A 14,511-nucleotide genomic window follows, 5' to 3' on the forward strand; every position below is an offset into this window, starting at 1 on the left:
GCCCACACGAACGCATTGTTCGGTTCGTTTAACGCGTGGGCAAAAAAACGTGCCCACCCTACTTCTTAGGCCGCCAGGCCCAATGCTTGTTTTTGCAACTGGATCAGGTCGCCGATACCACCTTGCGCCAGGTCGAGCAGGCTGTTCAGCGTCGGACGGTCGAAGGCCACGCCTTCTGCCGTACCCTGCACTTCAATGAAATGACCGGCATCGGTCATGACCACGTTCATGTCGGTATCGCAGCCTGAGTCTTCGACATAGTCCAGATCCAGCACCGGCGTTCCCTGATAGACGCCAACCGAAATTGCGGCCACGAAGTGCTTCAATGGAATCGCCGCAATCGCCTTGCTGTCCTGCAGTTTCACAAATGCATCGTAAGCGGCAACCATGGCGCCGGTGATCGATGCCGTGCGCGTGCCGCCGTCGGCCTGGATCACGTCGCAATCCAAGTGCAAGGTGCGTTCGCCGAATGCCTGCAGATCGAATGCCGCGCGCAGCGAGCGGCCGATCAGGCGCTGGATTTCCTGGGTGCGGCCGGATTGCTTGCCGCGCGCCGCTTCGCGATCCATGCGGGTATTGGTCGAGCGCGGCAGCATGCCGTACTCGGCAGTCAGCCAGCCCTGCCCTTTGCCCTTCAGGAAGCCCGGGACTTTTTCTTCCAGGCTGGCGGTACAGATCACCTTGGTATCGCCGAACTCGACCAGCACGGAGCCTTCAGCATGTTTGGTGTAGTTGCGGGTCAGACGCACTGTGCGCAATGCATCGGCGGCGCGGCCGCTAGGACGGGTAATCGGGAGCATGGTCAATTCATTCCTTAAAATTCAATCTGTTTCATGTCGGGTGAGCACGTCTCGCCCACGCATGACCTGTACGCAATTTGCTTTGATCGTCGCGGCAACGCGTGGGCAAAAAAACTTGCCCACGCTACCTGATGTGCGGCAAATACTTTAAATGTTTTTCTCGATGGCGCCACGGATTTCGGCAATGGCCTTTTCGATATCGGCATCGCTGAAGCCGTCGGGAGCATCTACGGCGCCCAGGCGCGGCGCCTGGATGGTGGTGGTGAGGCTGCCGATCGGCAAGGTATGGGTGACGATTGAACTGGACGAATCGTCCATGTTCGGGTCGCTGCCCCAGGCCATTGCCAAAGCAGTAATATTATCGCTGGTTTTGCCGGCAATCCCAAGTGCATTGTTGACCAGCTCCGGCACTGCCCGCACGATGGTGCTGGTTTGCAGGCGCTGCGCCAGCACATGGTCCGGCAACATCGACCACAGGCCATCGGAACACAACAGCATCACATCGCCGGCTTGCAGGCTGACGCGGCGCGACAGTTCAACGATCGGCATGTTGGTGGCGCCGAGGCAGTTGAACAGTTTGTTGCGGTCCGGATGCGTGGCGCGCTCGGAAGGATCGGCCTTGCCCTGGGCGATCAGGCTCTCGATACGCGAATGATCGCGGGTGCGCGCCAGGATCTGGCCGTTGCGCATCCAGTACAGGCGCGAATCGCCGCAGTGCGCCCAGAATGCGCTGTTATGCTGGATCAGGCACGCCACGACCGTGGTGCGAGGCGTTTCCGACAACTTGTGGACATCCCGGTAACGATGGATTTCCATGTGGGCGGCGTAGAACGCGTCCTCCAGGAAGCGCTCCGGTTTCTTGATATAGGGCTGGGCGCTTTTCTGGAACAAGGAGCCTATGGTTTGCATCGCGATATTGGCCGCGATCTCACCGTGCAGGTGGCCGCCCATACCGTCAGTCAGCAACAGCAGCAAGGCATCGCGCGTGAAGCTGTAGCCCATCCGGTCCTGATTGACCTTGCGGCCGCCGATGTGGCTTTCTTGATAAACAGAAAATCGCATGAAAACTCTATTAGGGTGACGCTTATTAAAAAAGCAGCAAAAAATGCAGGGGGAATTAAACCACGCGGCGCATCGCGCCGAGCGGTTTAAACGGTATTTTCCTGAATCGTCGTATCCGGCCCGTCAGTCGCTTTTTTGCGGAATTGGATATGCGTGAAAAAGACGCTGCGGATCTTGCGCGTCACCATGTCGCGTACGCTGACTTCTTCTTCCTGCACCGGCTCCATCAAGGCGCGCTGCACCGCGAATACGCTTTGCGGCCGCTGCAACGGATCGATCATCAGGCACCAGCGAACCACCTGGATCAGCTCAGGGGAGTACAAGCCTTCCAGTTTGCGGAAGTGCCCTTCCATCTTGTCGTTGACCTTGCGCTGGTCGACCGGCTGCGGCGGTGCCCCAACCATGCAGGCGAAAATCGAGGCGCCGATACTATAGATGTCGGTCCACGGACCGAGATTGCCATTTCGCTCATACAATTCAGCCGGCGCAAAACCTGGCGTGTACATCGGATACAGCTTGGGCGAATCGGAGCGCAGGGTCTGCCGCGCTGCGCCGAAATCCAGCAGGATCGGCGTACCGTCGGCGCGCAGGTAAATATTGGCCGGTTTCAGGTCCAGATGCAGCAATTTATGCGTGTGCACTTCGCGCAAGCCGTTCATCACATGACGGAACATCTTGCGGATGAATTTCTCCGACACCAGCGGCTTCTCACCCTTGTCGCGGCGGCGCAGGATGTGTTCCTGCAACGAGCGGCCCGACTCGTAGGCCATCACCATGTACACCGTTTCGTTGGCGCGGAAGAAGTTGATCACGCTCACCACGTTCGGATGCGCGATGCGCGCCAAGGCGCGGCCTTCTTCGAAAAAGCACTTGAGACCGATACGGAAAGTCGGCAGGTTTTCCGGCGAAATTGCCGGCGCCAGCTCTCCCCATTGGCGTAATGCCAACGAGCTCGGCAGATATTCCTTGATGGCGACGGCGTTACCGTCCTCGTCGTATGCCAGATAGACAATACTGAACCCACCCGATGCAATCTTCTTTACAATGCGGTATCCAGCAATTTTCAGCCCGTCAGGCAATGGAGCATTGTTTTGTGCGGCCATGCGATCCTACCCTAGTCAATGGTGTAGCGATTGTCTTGATAAATCGCTGACTTGTAAAGAAAAACCCTTGCAACCCAGAAACAAAGGACGCATTTTGACTATATGTAGCATGACCGGCTATGCCGTCAACAATCGCGAAACTGCCGCGGGCACGATTACCATCGAAATCAAGAGCGTCAATTCGCGCTTTCTCGACCTGCAATTCCGCATCAACGACGACCTGCGTTCGCTGGAACCGGCGTTGCGGGAAGCGATCATTGGTCGCATTGCACGCGGCAAAGTTGAATGCCGCCTGAGCTTCGGGCGCAAAACCGCCTCCGGCGCATCGCAGGCGCTGAACACGACGCTGCTGGCTTCCCTCGCCGATTTGCAAAGCGCGGTGCGCCAGCAATTCATCGAAGCGGCGCCGCTGACCGTCAATGAATTGCTGCGCTGGCCAGGCGTCATCGAAGAAGCGGTCATCAGCCAGGACACGCTGCAGGCCGATATCCAGGCCACCATGAGCGCAACCCTGGAAGCCTTCGTCGAATCACGCGCACGCGAAGGTGCAGCCCTGCAAGCCGTGCTGATCGCCCGCATCGACGCCATGGAAGCCATCGTGCAACGGATTACGCCACTGGTGCCGCAGGTGGTTGCCCAGTTCCAGCAGAAAGCCATTGAGCGCATGCAGGAAGCGCTTGGATTGGCACAACAGGACAGCAGCAATTCCAGCCTGTCGCGCGAAGAAGCACTGGACCGGATTCGCCAGGAAGTCACGCTGTATGGTATCCGTATCGATATTGCCGAAGAGTTGTCAAGACTGGCGGCGCACCTGAGCGAAACCCGCCACATCCTGAAAAAAGGCGGTCAGGTCGGCAAGCGCCTGGATTTCATGATGCAGGAATTGAATCGTGAAGCCAATACCGTCGGCTCCAAGGCGGCGATCAAGGAATTGGCGGATGCGTCGATGGAATTGAAACTGCTGATCGATCAGATGCGCGAGCAAGTGCAAAACCTCGAATAACAATCCGGCCACAGCAAATAAAAAGCCGTTGCAGATGAAATATCTGCAACGGCTTTTTACTTGATACGGGGAATTCCCCTTCCGCTTATTTCTCGACGATGAAGCCGCTAAGCTCTTTGGTGCGTTGTACGGTGTGGGCACGCATGCATCCCAGGAATTCCAGCGTACGGATAGTCCCGCTTTCGTTGTAGGTATAAACGGCGTCGCAATCTTTCTTGCGGAAAGTCACCCAGGCGCGTTGCGCTTCGATCAGTTTCTTCTTGACCTCGCCGTAGCGCACGCCATCCTGATCAGGCTTGGTGATCTGCTTGAGCAATTGCTGGTAGGTGTCGTTCAAGGTCTTTTCATCCTTGTCGAACTCGGTCTTGGCGCAGGAATTCATGTCCGCAGTGGTGCTCTGCGACAGGCAAGGGTCTGCTTGGGCAAACGCCGCTGCGGGTAATACCAGGCAAACAGCCATCAACAACTTACGCATACACTCTCCTAAGAATACGCCCGACAACTGCAGCACGCCGGGCGCCGGCGAAACTGCAGATATCGAACGCGTTTTGGCGATAGCCACAAAATGGGGATTAGCCCAGCTCTTCCAGTCGAATCTTGGTTACCGTACCGACCACAGTCGCCAAAGCTTCGATCTTGGCGATCGCTGCCTCGACATTTTTTTCTTGGGTCTGGTGCGTCAGCATAATGATATCAGTACGGGTCTCACCTGCCGCAGGTTCTTTTTGCAGCATGGCATCAATCGAGATCGACGAGTCCGCCAAAATGCGCGTGACATCGGCCAGCACGCCGGGTTGATCGGCGACATGCATGCGCAAGTAGTAGCTGGTGGTGATCTCGGCCATCGGCAGGATCGGCGTATCGGCCATCGCATTCGGCTGGAACGCCAGGTGTGGCACGCGATGTTCCGGATCGGCGGTTGCCAGGCGTGTGATATCGACCAGATCGGCGATCACTGCCGAAGCGGTCGGCTCGGCGCCGGCGCCCTTGCCGTAATACAGCGTGTCGCCAACCGCGTCGCCGCGCACCAGCACCGCATTCATCGCACCTTCAACATTGGCGATCAGGCGCGCGCTCGGAATCAGCGTCGGATGCACGCGCAGCTCGATGCCGCCGGCGGTGCGTTTGGTAATACCGAGCAGCTTGATGCGATAGCCGAGCTGTTCGGCGTAACGGATGTCGGTAGCCTGCAGCTTGGTGATGCCCTCCACATGCGCCTTGCTGAACTGCACCGGGATACCGAATGCGATCGAGGCCATGATGGTCAGCTTGTGGGCCGCGTCGACACCCTCGATATCGAAGGTTGGATCGGCTTCGGCGTAGCCGAGGCGTTGCGCTTCCTTCAGCACGACGTCAAAGTCGAGACCTTTGTCGCGCATTTCGGACAGGATGAAATTGGTAGTGCCGTTGATGATGCCGGCGATCCACTGGATGCTGTTAGCGGTCAGGCCTTCACGCAGCGCCTTGATGATCGGGATGCCGCCGGCTACCGCTGCTTCAAACGCAACGATCACGCCCTTTTCCTGCGCGGCCTTGAAAATCTCGTTGCCATGGGTCGCGATCAAGGCCTTGTTGGCGGTCACCACGTGCTTGCCGTTGGCGATCGCCTTCAGCACCAGATCCTTGGCGATGCCGTAGCCGCCGATCAGTTCGATGACGATGTCGATATCGGGATTGTTGACGACCAGGTTAGCGTCGTTGACGACTGCCACTTCGCCATTGGTCAGCTTCTTGGCGCGCTCGGTATCGAGATCGGCCACCATCGTAATTTCAATAGCTCTCCCGGCGCGCGCTGCAATTTCTTGCTGATTGCGCTTCAATACGTTAAACGTGCCGGAACCGACCGTACCTATGCCAAGCAAACCTACCTTGATGGATTTCATGTTCTCTGCTGTCTGTGAAAAAATTGAATAAAAAAACTACCTTACAACCGTCAAACCGTTCCGTGACGCCGGCGATACCCTTCCAGGAAATTGGCAATGCGTCCCATTGAATCGGCCAAATCATCGGTGTTCGGCAGGAACACCACGCGGAAGTGATCCGGCGTCGGGCAATTGAACCCGGTGCCCTGCACGATCAAGACCCGCTGTTCGGCCAAGAGCTCGTAGGCGAAATCCTGGTCATCGCTGATCGGATACATCTTCGGATCGAGACGCGGAAACATGTACAGCGCCGCCTTCGGCTTGACGCAAGTCACGCCCGGGATATCGGTCAGCAATTTATAAGCCATGTCGCGCTGCCGCGTCAAACGGCCGTTTGGCCCGACCAGATCATTAATGCTTTGATAACCACCCAGCGCAGTCTGGATCGCATACTGACCCGGCGCATTGGCGCACAGGCGCATCGACGCCAGCATGTTCAAGCCTTCTATATAACCCTTGGCGTGTTTTTTCTCGCCCGAGACCACCATCCAGCCGGCGCGATAACCGCAGGACCGATAATTTTTCGACAGGCCGTTGAAGGTAATGAACAGCACATCGTCCGCCAATGACGCCAGCGACGTATGCACCTCGCCATCGTACAGCACCTTGTCGTAGATCTCATCGGCAAAAATGATCAGCTGATGCTGGCGCGCCAGTTCAACGATCTGCTGCAGCAACTCCACCGGATACAAGGCGCCGGTCGGGTTGTTCGGGTTGATGACGACGATTGCGCGCGTGTTCGAATTGATTTTCTTTTTGATATCTTCGATATCCGGGAACCAGCCTGCCTGCTCGTCGCAGATGTAGTGCCGCGGCGTACCGCCGGACAGGCTGACGGCAGCGGTCCAGAGCGGATAGTCGGGTGATGGCACCAGCACTTCATCACCGGTGTTGAGCAAGGCGTTCATGCTCATCACGATCAGTTCCGAGGCGCCATTGCCCAGGTAAATGTCGTCGATCGTGACGCCCTGAATGCGCTTCTGCTGACAATAATGCATCACCGACTTGCGCGGCGCGAACATGCCTTTGGAATCGGTATACCCGGAAGCATTGCCCATGTTGCGGATCATGTCCTGGACAATTTCATCCGGCGGCTCAAAACCGAACACCGCCAGGTTGCCGATGTTCAGCTTGATGATCTTGTGGCCTTCTTCTTCCATTTGCCGCGCTTTTTCCAGCACAGGGCCACGGATGTCGTAACAGACATCATCCAGTTTCTTCGATTTTTGAATCGGTCGCACAGTACAATCCTTGTATTTTACGCAACATTATCGAGCTTTAAAAAGCTGTCTGGAAAATGATTATCGTCACGCATTTAAACGTGTGCCGCAGCAAATGCAAGCAGCTACCCCTTGTAAGGACAGCCCCAGGACCACTCCAGGCTTATTTCACGACTTTCCGGACAGCTTTTCGGCGGTGCACAAATCACCGCCCGAACCACCCATTCTGCCGAAAGCGTGAGGTTTTATCAATCAATAACGCAAGCTCCCCAGCGGAAAACGCTACAATGCAGCACTTTATTTTCCACTTTATGGAAATTTGCAGGTCATCCTCGGTCTATCCTTGGTTTTTAGAGCTATCTTGATCTTTACTCTGAACATGACCAGACAACTATTTGCGTGACGAGGTCAGGCGCCGCTTTGATGCGGCAGCAGGCCTTGCCCAGCTAATTAAAGGTAATGCAATGAAGCTACATACCACTCCGACCCAGCAATACCAGACCGTCACGGCCTACGACGACCATGGCGTGGAAATCAATGCGACCCGCTACGAGCACAGCCTGCTGGTCTTGCCCGAATCGGCGCCAGTGGTCTGGCCGGTCAATGGATTCGACGCTCTCACGGCCGAACATTTCGCTCATATAGACAGCACCCGGCCCGATGTCGTCATTCTCGGCACCGGCCTGCGGCAGCGTTTTGTCCACCCGAAACTGACCACCGTGCTGACGGCGCGCCGCATCGGCGTCGAATGCATGGACAACCAGGCTGCTTGTCGCACTTACAACATTTTGATGGCCGAAGGACGCAAAGTCGTGCTGGCCCTGATTTTCAATACCAACAAGGAAACCGCCCAAGATGCGTGAACTGCACAAATCAAAAACTTTCGTCTGGCTACTTTTCCTGCTGTTCTGCATCATCTGGTTTTATATGCTCGGCGCGCGCACCCTGGTGCCTACCGACGAGGGCCGCTACGCCGAAATGGCGCGTGAAATGGTTGCCACCGGCGACTGGATCACGTTGCGATTGAACGGCCTCAAGTATTTTGAGAAGCCGCCGCTGCAAACCTGGATGAACGCCATCACGTTTGAACTGTTCGGCCTTGGCGAATGGCAGGCGCGTTTGTGGACCGGTTTGTGTGGCCTGCTCGGCGTAGTTTTGGTGGCATTCACCGGCACTCGCATATTCTCTGCACGCATCGGCTTCTACGCAGCGCTGGTGCTCGGCTCCAGCTTCCTGTGGGCCGGCCTGGGCCACATCAACACGCTCGACATGGGCTTGTCCGGCATGATGACGATCGCACTGTGCGCGCTGTTGCTGGCGCAACGCAGCGACATCAGTCACAGCGAACAACGCAACTGGATGCTGCTGTGCTGGGCTGGCATGGCGCTATCGGTCTTGTCGAAAGGCTTGATCGGTTTACTGATCCCGGGCGCGGTATTGGTGCTGTATACGCTGTTTTCACGCGATTGGTCGATCTGGAAACGACTGCACCTGGTGCTGGGCCTGATCCTGTTCTTTATTATCGTAACCCCGTGGTTTGTATTGATTTCGATGAAGAATCCGGAATTTTTGCAATTCTTCTTCATCCACGAACAATTCCAGCGCTTCACCAGCAAGATCCATAACCGCTATGGCCCACCGTATTACTTCGTACCGATTCTGATCCTGGGCATCGTGCCGTGGCTTGGCGTATTGTTCCAAAGTTTGTGGAACGGCGCCCACGAGCGCAGTGCAGCGTCCGGCTTCCAGCCGAAGAAAATGCTGCTGATCTGGAGCGTCTTCATTTTCGTGTTCTTCAGCATTTCCGACTCCAAGCTGCCGTCGTACATCCTGCCGATCTTCCCGGCGCTGGCGCTGCTGATTGCTTGTCACCTGGATAACGCCAGCAACAAGTCGGTGCAAGCGTCGGCCTTGCTGCTTCTGCTGCCGGCCGTCATCGGCCTGGCATTGTCATCGAAGATTCCAACGTTGGCCAAAGACGCCTACTCGCTGCCTTTGCTGCAAGCGCATGTGCCATGGGTGTTCGGCGCCTCCGTGGTTGCCTTCATCGGCGCCATCGCGGCATTGCTGCTGGTGCGCAGGCAACGGGAATGGGCGATTGTCGCCCTCGCCGCCAGCGGTTTCATCGGCGGCCAATTGCTGATGTACGGTCACGATCCACAAGGACGTTATTCGGCCGGTATTGACATGGTGCCCGCCATCAACGCCGAAATAACGCCGCAAACCACGCTGTATGTGGTTGGCAAATACGAGCAGGCTTTGCCGTTCTATCTGCGCCGTACCATGACCATGGTGCAGCACAAGGATGAACTGGAATTCGGCATTGGCCAGGAACCGCAGCTGTGGATTCCAACCATCGATGCGTTTGTCGTCAAGTGGACTGCCGACCAGGCCGCCGGCAAGAAGGACATCGCCATCATCCGTCCGGAAAACTACCGCGACCTGGCGCAACGCGGCGTACCGATGCGGGTTATCGCCGAAGATCCGCGCCGTGTGGTCGTGACTAACCTGGGTGTTCCTGCTGCTGCGTCGGTCGCTCCGGCGGCGCCAGCGACTCCAGCAACTCAAGCAACTGACGCAGCCCCAGCTGAATCCCCGGCAGCACCCGCCGCCTCCGCGGCGGCGCCATCTGCCCCATAATCAGCCAATAAATAGCCAATACGCAGCCAATAACAACCATATACATGAACATCACAACCTTTGCCTTCATCCTTGCCGGCGTCTGCCTGAATGCCGTGGCCCAGTTGTTGCTGAAGGCCGGCACCAACGCGGTTGGCGCGATCCACCTGACGTCGCAAAACTGGTTTGCCACCGGCCTCAAGTTGGCGACACAGCTACCGATCCTGGGCGGCCTGACCTGCTACGTGATTTCGGTGGGGGTCTGGATCATCGGCTTGTCGCGAGTCGACGTCACAATCGCCTATCCGATGCTATCGATGGGCTATATCATCAGCGCCGTCGGCGCCTGGTACTTCCTGGGTGAAGCGATTTCGGCACAGCGCTTGCTTGCCATCGGCATCATCATCGTCGGCGTAGTATTGCTGACCCGCAGCTAAGTCCATCAAGAGAAGCTGTAGATCGCTCCACCAAATTCACATTGGAATCCACAAACAACATGAGCCAACAACCATTCCTGCCGTTTGCCAAACCCACCATCGATGAAGCCACCATCGCCGCCGTCGGCGATGTCTTGCGCTCCGGCTGGATTACCAGCGGCCCCAAGGTGCAGGCATTCGAAGCGCAGTTATCGGAGTACTTCGGCGGCCGCCTGGTGCGCACTTTCAATTCCGGCACCTGCACCATGGAAATCGCGCTGCGCATCGCCGGCATCGGCGCCGGTGATGAAGTCATCACGACGCCGATTTCCTGGGTTGCCACCGCCAACGTGATTATCGAAACCGGCGCCACGCCGGTGTTCGCCGATATCGACCCAATCACCCGCAACATCGACCTGGCCCAGGTTGAAGCCGCGATTACGCCGCGCACCAAGGCCATCATCCCGGTCTACCTGTCGGGCCTGCCGGTCGACATGGACCGCCTGTATGCGCTGGCGAAGAAACATAATCTGCGCGTAGTCGAAGATGCCGCACAAGCGCTGGGATCGACATGGAACGGCCAGCGCATCGGCTCCTTCGGCGACTTTGCCTCATTCAGCTTCCAGGCCAACAAGAACATCACTTCTTCCGAAGGCGGCTGCCTGGTGTTGAACAATGCCGAGGAAGCGCGCCTGGCGGAAAAATACCGCTTGCAAGGCGTCACCCGCAGCGGCTTCGATGGCCTCGATGTCGATGTGCTGGGCGGGAAATTCAACATGACCGACGTTGCCGCAGCCATCGGCCTCGGCCAGTTTGCCCATATTGAAGCCATCACCGCGCATCGGCGCGAGCTGGCGCAGCATTATTTCAGCTGCTTCGGCAGCGACTTTGAAGCCAAATACGGCGCTCAGTTGCCGGTTCCGGATTTCGAAAACAGTAACTGGCACATGTTCCAGCTGGTGCTGCCGGAGCGCAAAGACGGCAAACCGGCGCGCGCCACGTTCATGGAGCAGATGCAGGAACGCGGTATCGGCATCGGCTACCACTACCCGGCGATCCATTTGCTCAGCATGTATCGGGCGCGCGGCTTCAAGGAAGGCATGTTCCCGGTGGCAGAAAGAGTCGGCCGGCTGATCGTCTCGCTGCCACTGTTCAACGTGATGACGAAGAACGATGTCGAACGTGCCGTCTCCGCGGTAAAATCCGTTCTTCAATAAAATTGACAATCGCTTGATGAAACCAGAACTTTCCGTCGTCATCCCGGTATACAACGAGGAATCGGGCCTCGCTAAACTGTTCGAGCGCCTCTACCCGGCGCTTGATGCACTTGGCATCAGCTATGAAATTCTGTACATCAACGACGGCAGCCGCGACAAATCGGCCGCAATCCTGGCAGAACAGTTCAGGTTGCGACCCGATGTCACCCGCGTCGTCCTGTTCAACGGCAATTTCGGCCAGCACATGGCGATCCTGGCCGGCTTTGAAGCCAGCCGCGGCGAGATCACCGTCACGCTCGACGCTGACCTGCAGAATCCGCCGGAAGAAATCGGCAACCTGGTGGCCAAGATGCGCGAAGGCTACGACTACGTCGGATCGATCCGCCGCAAGCGCCAGGATTCGGCCTGGCGCACCATCGCCTCCAAGGCCATGAACCTGCTGCGCGAAAAAATCACCGGCATCAAGATGACCGACCAGGGCAACATGCTGCGCGCCTATGGCCGCAACGTGGTGGACCTGATCAACCAGTGCAAGGAAGTCAACACTTTCGTGCCGGCGCTGGCTTATACCTTTGCCCGCAAAGAAACTGAAATCGTGGTCGAACACGAAGAGCGCGCGGCCGGCGAATCGAAGTATTCCTTGTACAGCCTGATCCGCCTGAATTTCGACCTGGTCACCGGCTTTTCGATCGTGCCGCTGCAGTTGTTTTCGCTAATCGGGATTGTGCTGTCCTTCGCTTCCGCTGCGCTGTTCGTATTGCTGTTGGTACGCCGCTTCGTGCTTGGCGCCGAAGTCCAAGGTGTGTTCACCCTGTTCGCCTTTGCCTTCTTCCTGATGGGTATTATCCTGTTCGGCATCGGCCTGGTCGGCGAATATGTTGGCCGCATTTACCAGCAAGTGCGCGCGCGCCCACGCTATGTCGTGCAAGCGATGCTGGAACAATCGTCATCTGAGGACAAGCAAGCATCATGAAAGCAGTCGTTTTCGCCTATCACAACGTCGGCGTACGCTGCCTGAAAGTCCTGCTGGCGCGCGGCGTCGACATCGCGCTGGTGGTGACCCACGAAGACAATCCGCAAGAAACCATCTGGTTCGAGTCGGTATCGGCGTTGTGCCGCCAGCGCGGCATCCCATTCATCGCTCCAGCCGATCCCGCCACGCCTGAACTGCTGGCCCAGGTCGCCGCAGCGCAGCCGGACTTCATTTTCAGTTTCTATTACCGTCACATGCTGCCGGTCGCTTTGCTGGCACTGGCCAAGCACGGCGCCTTCAATATGCATGGCTCGCTGCTGCCCAAGTACCGCGGCCGGGTGCCGATCAACTGGGCGGTATTGCACGGCGAAACGGAAACCGGCGCCACCCTGCATGAAATGGCAGCCAAGCCTGACGCCGGCGCCATTGTCGCGCAGACTGCAGTGCCCATCCTGCCTGACGACACTGCTTATGAAGTATTCGGCAAGGTCGTGGTTGCTGCTGAACAAACCTTGTGGAACGTGCTGCCGGAGATGCTGGCAGGACAAACGCCAAAACTGCCGAACGATCTGTCGCAAGGCAGCTATTTCGGCGGCCGCAAGCCGGCGGATGGTGAAATCGACTGGAACCAGCCGGCGCAGCAGGTGTATAACCTGTTCCGTGCGGTCGCGCCGCCCTACCCTGGCGCCTGGACCGTGATCAAGGATCGCACTCTGATTATCGGAAAAGCATACCTATCGGACAACTTTATCGAAAATCTTCCCGCAAATTTGCCTCGGGGCTTGGCGGTAGTGGATAATCGCATTGTTGGCGTATGTGGCGATGGCCGCGCGCTGTTGATTAACGAATTGCTGGCCGACGGTAAAACCGTGACGCCAGAGGCATTACAAAACATCCTTTTATAAAACCGGTTGTGTCATCCTGCGAACAGCGCGGAGCCCTTTACCACGATGCCACCCAGGCATTGCAGTGTTTGAGCCTCCGTTCCGTCGAATGGCAACCTAACAACAAGATATCAACATGAAAAAAGTCCTCATCCTCGGCGTCAATGGTTTCATCGGCCACCACCTGTCCAAGCGCATCCTGGAAACCACCGATTGGCACGTCTACGGCATGGACATGATGACGGACCGCATCCGCGACCTGCTCGACAATGAAGAATACAAATCGCGCATGCACTTCTTCGAAGGCGACATCACGATCAACAAGGAATGGGTCGAATACCACGTCAAGAAATGCGACGTGATCCTGCCGCTGGTCGCCATCGCCACACCGTCGACCTACGTCAAGCAACCGCTGCGCGTATTCGAACTGGACTTCGAAGCCAACCTGCCGATCGTGCGTTCCGCTGCCAAGTATGGCAAGCACCTGGTGTTTCCATCGACTTCGGAAGTCTATGGCATGTGCCACGATGAAGAATTCGATCCGGAACAATCCGAACTGATCTGCGGCCCGATCAACAAGCCGCGCTGGATCTATTCCTGCGCCAAGCAATTGATGGACCGCGTGATCTGGGGCTACGGCATGGAAGAAGGCTTGAACTTCACGCTGTTCCGTCCATTCAACTGGATCGGCGCCGGCCTGGATTCGATCCACACGCCGAAGGAAGGCAGCTCGCGCGTGGTCACGCAATTCTTTGGCCATATCGTCCGCGGCGAGAACATCTCGCTGGTCGACGGCGGCCAGCAAAAACGTGCGTTCACCTACATCGACGACGGCATCGACGCACTGATCAAGATCATCGCCAACAAGGACGGCGTCGCCAGCGGCAAGATCTACAACATCGGCAACCCGGTCAACAACTATTCGATTCGCGACCTGGCCGACATGATGCTGAAACTGGCTGCCGAATATCCTGAATACGCCGACTCGGCGAAGAAGGTCAAGCTGGTCGAGACCACCTCCGCTGCGTACTACGGCAAGGGTTATCAGGACGTGCAGAACCGCGTACCGAAGATCACCAACACCTGCGACGAACTGAACTGGCAGCCGACCACCACCATGGCCGACACCCTGCGCAATATTTTCGACGCGTATCGCGGCCAGGTCGCCGAAGCACGCGCTTTGATGGATTAAATTTTTCTCCAGCTTTTCGCTAGCACCACTGTCATTCCCGCCAACGCGGGAATGACAGGCACGGAAATGAATCACTCAGCGCTCTTGTTCGAACACTCAC

The 14,511-nt window shown here is 57.2% G+C and carries 14 protein-coding genes; 8 read left to right on the forward strand and 6 right to left on the reverse strand.

Annotation, left to right across the window (positions count from 1 at the left end):
- Positions 1–65: 65 nt before the first annotated feature.
- From rph to ACIPF8_RS13145, 3 genes are all read right to left on the reverse strand, one after another.
- Positions 66–800 (reverse strand): ribonuclease PH, encoded by a 735-nt coding sequence (gene rph / locus ACIPF8_RS13135; protein ID WP_061537137.1) that lies wholly within the window; start codon positions 798–800, stop codon positions 66–68.
- A gap of 147 nt (positions 801–947) precedes the next feature.
- Entirely contained in the window at positions 948–1,862 is a 915-nt protein-coding gene (locus tag ACIPF8_RS13140; RefSeq protein ID WP_400421570.1) for a PP2C family protein-serine/threonine phosphatase, read from the reverse strand.
- 86 nt (positions 1,863–1,948) lie between these two features.
- Positions 1,949–2,965, reverse strand: a complete 1,017-nt coding sequence (locus ACIPF8_RS13145) for a serine/threonine protein kinase (RefSeq protein WP_400421572.1) — start codon at positions 2,963–2,965, stop codon at positions 1,949–1,951.
- 94 nt (positions 2,966–3,059) lie between these two features.
- On the opposite strand from ACIPF8_RS13145, the gene ACIPF8_RS13150 reads away from it, so the two are divergent.
- Positions 3,060–3,968, forward strand: a complete 909-nt coding sequence (locus ACIPF8_RS13150; RefSeq protein ID WP_400421573.1) for a YicC/YloC family endoribonuclease — start codon at positions 3,060–3,062, stop codon at positions 3,966–3,968.
- Positions 3,969–4,053: 85 nt separating this feature from the next.
- Here the strand turns inward: ACIPF8_RS13150 and ACIPF8_RS13155 are convergent, their stop codons facing one another.
- The 3 genes from ACIPF8_RS13155 to ACIPF8_RS13165 all read right to left on the reverse strand — a co-directional run bounded on the left by ACIPF8_RS13155 (position 4,054) and on the right by ACIPF8_RS13165 (position 7,131).
- Positions 4,054–4,443 carry a lysozyme inhibitor LprI family protein gene (locus tag ACIPF8_RS13155; protein ID WP_400421575.1) on the reverse strand — a complete coding sequence of 130 codons (390 nt, stop codon included), beginning with the start codon at positions 4,441–4,443 and terminating at the stop codon, positions 4,054–4,056.
- A 97-nt stretch (positions 4,444–4,540) separates the two neighbouring features.
- Entirely contained in the window at positions 4,541–5,851 is a 1,311-nt protein-coding gene (locus ACIPF8_RS13160; protein ID WP_061533162.1) for a homoserine dehydrogenase, read from the reverse strand.
- A 50-nt stretch (positions 5,852–5,901) separates the two neighbouring features.
- Positions 5,902–7,131 (reverse strand): pyridoxal phosphate-dependent aminotransferase, encoded by a 1,230-nt coding sequence (locus tag ACIPF8_RS13165; RefSeq protein ID WP_400421577.1) that lies wholly within the window; start codon positions 7,129–7,131, stop codon positions 5,902–5,904.
- 443 nt (positions 7,132–7,574) lie between these two features.
- Here ACIPF8_RS13165 and ACIPF8_RS13170 point away from each other — a divergent pair, with 443 nt between their 5' ends.
- The 7 genes from ACIPF8_RS13170 to ACIPF8_RS13200 all read left to right on the forward strand — a co-directional run bounded on the left by ACIPF8_RS13170 (position 7,575) and on the right by ACIPF8_RS13200 (position 14,411).
- Entirely contained in the window at positions 7,575–7,973 is a 399-nt protein-coding gene (locus tag ACIPF8_RS13170) for an Mth938-like domain-containing protein (protein ID WP_400421579.1), read from the forward strand.
- Positions 7,966–9,750: a glycosyltransferase family 39 protein gene (locus ACIPF8_RS13175; RefSeq protein ID WP_400421581.1), complete on the forward strand. Its 1,785-nt coding sequence runs from the start codon at positions 7,966–7,968 to the stop codon at positions 9,748–9,750. The genes ACIPF8_RS13170 and ACIPF8_RS13175 overlap by 8 nt, the downstream gene beginning before the upstream one ends.
- Positions 9,751–9,794: 44 nt before the next feature.
- On the forward strand, positions 9,795–10,166 hold the full coding sequence (locus ACIPF8_RS13180) for an EamA family transporter (RefSeq protein WP_400421583.1): 372 nt from the start codon (positions 9,795–9,797) through the stop codon (positions 10,164–10,166).
- A gap of 59 nt (positions 10,167–10,225) precedes the next feature.
- Positions 10,226–11,362, forward strand: coding sequence for a DegT/DnrJ/EryC1/StrS family aminotransferase (locus ACIPF8_RS13185; protein ID WP_400421584.1), 1,137 nt, complete (start codon positions 10,226–10,228; stop codon positions 11,360–11,362).
- 16 nt (positions 11,363–11,378) lie between these two features.
- Entirely contained in the window at positions 11,379–12,335 is a 957-nt protein-coding gene (locus ACIPF8_RS13190; protein ID WP_400421586.1) for a glycosyltransferase, read from the forward strand.
- Positions 12,332–13,240, forward strand: coding sequence for a formyltransferase (locus ACIPF8_RS13195; RefSeq protein ID WP_400421587.1), 909 nt, complete (start codon positions 12,332–12,334; stop codon positions 13,238–13,240). Before ACIPF8_RS13190 ends, ACIPF8_RS13195 begins: the two co-directional genes overlap by 4 nt.
- 115 nt (positions 13,241–13,355) lie before the next feature.
- Positions 13,356–14,411: a bifunctional UDP-4-keto-pentose/UDP-xylose synthase gene (locus ACIPF8_RS13200; RefSeq protein WP_211441600.1), complete on the forward strand. Its 1,056-nt coding sequence runs from the start codon at positions 13,356–13,358 to the stop codon at positions 14,409–14,411.
- Positions 14,412–14,511: the final 100 nt, after the last annotated feature.

Source organism: Collimonas sp. NPDC087041 (assembly GCF_044745265.1).
In the GTDB taxonomy this organism is placed as follows: domain Bacteria; phylum Pseudomonadota; class Gammaproteobacteria; order Burkholderiales; family Burkholderiaceae_D; genus Collimonas.

Coding starts and splice junctions, on each gene's coding strand:
- rph (WP_061537137.1), bottom strand. CDS start 800: ATGCTCCCGATTACCCGTCCTAGCGGCCGCGCCGCCGATGCATTGCGC.
- ACIPF8_RS13140 (WP_400421570.1), bottom strand. CDS start 1,862: ATGCGATTTTCTGTTTATCAAGAAAGCCACATCGGCGGCCGCAAGGTC.
- ACIPF8_RS13145 (WP_400421572.1), bottom strand. CDS start 2,965: ATGGCCGCACAAAACAATGCTCCATTGCCTGACGGGCTGAAAATTGCT.
- ACIPF8_RS13155 (WP_400421575.1), bottom strand. CDS start 4,443: ATGCGTAAGTTGTTGATGGCTGTTTGCCTGGTATTACCCGCAGCGGCG.
- ACIPF8_RS13160 (WP_061533162.1), bottom strand. CDS start 5,851: ATGAAATCCATCAAGGTAGGTTTGCTTGGCATAGGTACGGTCGGTTCC.
- ACIPF8_RS13170 (WP_400421579.1), top strand. CDS start 7,575: ATGAAGCTACATACCACTCCGACCCAGCAATACCAGACCGTCACGGCC.
- ACIPF8_RS13175 (WP_400421581.1), top strand. CDS start 7,966: ATGCGTGAACTGCACAAATCAAAAACTTTCGTCTGGCTACTTTTCCTG.
- ACIPF8_RS13180 (WP_400421583.1), top strand. CDS start 9,795: ATGAACATCACAACCTTTGCCTTCATCCTTGCCGGCGTCTGCCTGAAT.
- ACIPF8_RS13185 (WP_400421584.1), top strand. CDS start 10,226: ATGAGCCAACAACCATTCCTGCCGTTTGCCAAACCCACCATCGATGAA.
- ACIPF8_RS13190 (WP_400421586.1), top strand. CDS start 11,379: ATGAAACCAGAACTTTCCGTCGTCATCCCGGTATACAACGAGGAATCG.
- ACIPF8_RS13195 (WP_400421587.1), top strand. CDS start 12,332: ATGAAAGCAGTCGTTTTCGCCTATCACAACGTCGGCGTACGCTGCCTG.
- ACIPF8_RS13200 (WP_211441600.1), top strand. CDS start 13,356: ATGAAAAAAGTCCTCATCCTCGGCGTCAATGGTTTCATCGGCCACCAC.